We start from the raw sequence: 3,266 nt of genomic DNA, 5'->3' as shown, positions 1-3,266 counted from the left end.
GTCTCGAGCCGTGCTGGGGTGGCGGCGCCGATTCGCATCGCTTACCGCGAACACAGCTCCGAGCTCGATCCCGGACAATCCTTGGTCTTCAAGCTGTCGCAGAGCCTCGCTGCAGACTCTTGAGCGTGCCGCTGAAAACGCGCATTGGGAGAGAGTGCCAGCCGCTAAAGGCCGGCACTGGAAATCACCTCCGCCGCCTGTAACGACGCGATCGGCACCACGATCAACCGAATCATACCGAGCCGCACACGAATCGGTTTGAGTTAATCACGTCGATCAGCATGTCTGATCCTTCGGCTCAGATGTCAGTATGTCGCTATAGTGGTACCGCATGAACGCGTCCGGGAACTCAAGATGTGCCGCAGCGTACTTTCCCTTGAACGCGTCAAGAGAGTTGTAGCCCTGGCTCTCCATCCATTTGCGAAGACCGTCAACTATTCGGCCAAGATTCTGTGGCCCCTCCTCAAGCAAGGAAGACGTCGTGGCGACGGCATCCGCTCCGACGATGAGATATTTCACTGCCTCTTTGTAGGTCCATACGCCGGAGGTCGCAGCGAGCGACGCCTGGAGCCGACCCGATAGGAGCGATATCCACATCAATGGCAATCGGATGTCACAGGGCGTGCTCAATCGAAACTCCGGCTTCATGAGCATCGAGTCCAAATCGATGTCGCCTTCGTAGAACCGGTTGAAGAGGACCAAACCGGCAGCGCCAGCCTCCACAAGTTTCTTCGCCATGTTACCCGGCGCGCTGAAGTATGGGCTGAGCTTGACGGCGATCGGCACCTCTACCCTCTCCTTCACCGCACTGAGAACATTGACATAGCTTTGCTCGACGGCGAGTCCGGTCTCATTGATGTCGGAGGGCACTCGATACAGGTCAAGCTCGATCGCGCTCGCGCCAGCGTCTTGAAGTCGCGTCGCAAAATCTAGCCAAGCGCCAGGCCTTGCGCAGTTCAGGCTCGCAATAATGGGGACATCACTTTGCTTCGAGGCCAAACGTAGTGTTCCCAGCCTCTCATCAAGGACGGGGCGATTTGCGGAAATATCTTCTTCAAAAACCGACGCCATGACGATCGCGGCAACTTCCGAGTCCAAGAGCTTGCGTATTCCGTCTATGTCCCGGGTCAGCGGCGACGCCGAGGCAATGATGGGATGTTTCAGCTCGAGTCCGAGATAGCGTGTGCTCAAGTCCATGAAGAGGCTCCCGCAGGCAAAGGTGATTCGTTCTCCGCACGCCAGAAGGAAGGCCGCATATACTTCGGCACATTATCAGAAAAATGCGAAGTTCCTGACCGATTCTTCTGCTCTGGAAGGCCATGCCGTAGCGCGCCGCGAACGTGGTTACCTGTCACAGCGTGTTCACACGAAAGATGCATCGTTTATCAAGATGCGCATCGCGCGCCTCGACGTAGAGGTAGCGTGAATTTTTAAGGTTCCAGCACGGTGCACCAGAATGTTGGATAAGTCCGAAAGCCAGGCCTTGCATCTGGGGCCGACCCCGAATCACGACCGCGCACACCCAGCCACCCTCAGCGTCCAGGATGTTAGCTTTTGGTATGGACCTAAGAAGGCCCTGAAGGATGTCTCGCTCGAGATCTTCAAGAAGGAGGTCACGGCTTTCATCGGTCCTTCGGGTTGCGGCAAGACAACGCTTCTGCGTTGCCTCAACCGCACCAACGAAATCATCCCGAACACCCGCATCGAGGGGCGCATTCTGCTCGAGGGCCAGGATATCTATGCGCCGGAGATCGATCCGCCCGTGCTGCGTCGGCGGTTCGGCTGGATTGCCCAGAAGCCGAACCCCTTCCCGCGATCGATTAGTAGGAACATTACCTATGGCGCGGAGCTGCAGGGTCTTGCCACGAACCGCGCCGATCGCACGGCTTTGGTCGAGAAATCGCTGCAGGCGGTCGGTATGTGGGATGAGGTCAAGGACCGGTTAAGGCAACCGGGGACCGATCTTTCTGGTGGTCAGCAGCAGCGGCTGTGTATTGCCCGTGCTATTGCTATGCAGCCGGATGTGGTTCTTATGGATGAACCCTGTTCGGCGCTGGATCCCGTCTCTACGGCTCTCGTTGAGGAATTGATCGACGAACTGCGCCAGAACTACACGATCGTCATTGTGACTCATAACATGCAGCAAGCCGCTCGAGTGGCGCAGCGCGTCGCATTTTTCCGTCTTGGCGAACTGATCGAGGCGGGCGATTCCAAGGACATCTTCGTCAGGCCGCAGACTGACCGATGCCACGACTTCATAACGGGGCGCTACGGCTAGCTAAGGCAACAAAGCAGGAGTACTTTCGATCACTATGCCTTTATACAAGCACCTGCTTTCAGCAGACGGCACTGACCCACGCTCACGTTGACTGACATGGACCAAGTCACCTCGCAGCCTCCTACTGCTTTGCCGCGCCCGGAACCACGCTCTGCGCCCGTAAAATCTCAAGACCCCGGCGCCGGCCCGCGCGAGCCGATCTCAGTAGGCCCCTTTGAAACTGCAGACCGTGTAGCTAGCGCCATCGTCGCGCGTTTTACTCAGGGCATTTCACCCCACGCGCAAATCACGGCCTGGTACGACTGGGCGGCCCATCTTGCCCGCTCTCCCGGACGCCTGAGTGAGTTATGGTTTGAAGGGGTTGGCGCAGCGGCAAAACTTGGCCGCTTCACGCTGGAATCCACTCTGAGGAGCGACCCCACCCCGCCCTACCAGCCCGATCCCCGGGACCACCGCTTCGATGATCCGGCCTGGAAGGCACCTCCTTATGTGTTCTATTTACAAGCGTTCCTTGCCCAGGAAACCTGGTGGCGCATCGCGACCCGCGAGGTCCGCGGTATGTCTCGCAAGAACACAGCGCGCGTCGCTTTCATGGCTCGTCAGGCCATCGATGTCGTGTCGCCCTCCAATGTGCCCTGGTTAAACCCCACTATTGTTCAGCGTACGCATGAGGAGCTTGGCGCCAATCTGGTGCGTGGCGCCATACACTTCACGCAGGACATCCTCAGTGCGATGGCAATGGAGCCTGCGCCGATCGGCGATGGCTTCGCCGTCGGCAAGGAGGTTGCCGTCACGCCTGGGCAAGTCGTCTATCGCAATGAGCTAATGGAGCTCATCCAGTACACGCCGACAACCAAGACGGTATCCGCCGAGCCGATTCTGATCGTGCCGGCTTGGATCATGAAATATTACGTACTTGACCTACGCCACGAGAACTCGCTCGTGCGCTATCTCGTGTCGCAAGGTTTCACGGTGTTTATGATCTCTT

General features: G+C 57.9%; 3 protein-coding genes. 2 read left to right on the top strand and 1 reads right to left on the bottom strand.

From position 1 onward, the window contains the following. Window positions 1–276: 276 nt before the first annotated feature. Complete coding sequence (locus AC33YF_RS13350) at window positions 277–1,197, bottom strand: beta/alpha barrel domain-containing protein (protein ID WP_491777703.1); 921 nt, start codon at window positions 1,195–1,197, stop codon at window positions 277–279. A 259-nt stretch (window positions 1,198–1,456) separates the two neighbouring features. On the opposite strand from AC33YF_RS13350, the gene pstB reads away from it, so the two are divergent. Next, entirely contained in the window at window positions 1,457–2,278 is an 822-nt protein-coding gene (gene pstB, locus AC33YF_RS13345) for a phosphate ABC transporter ATP-binding protein PstB (RefSeq protein ID WP_491777702.1), read from the top strand. A gap of 96 nt (window positions 2,279–2,374) precedes the next feature. Next, on the top strand, window positions 2,375–3,266 hold an 892-nt coding region (locus AC33YF_RS13340), incomplete at its 3' end, for a poly-beta-hydroxybutyrate polymerase N-terminal domain-containing protein (RefSeq protein WP_491777704.1).

The sequence above is a fragment of the Methyloceanibacter sp. genome (assembly GCF_058506495.1).
This window is presented reverse-complemented; position numbering and strand designations above follow the sequence as displayed.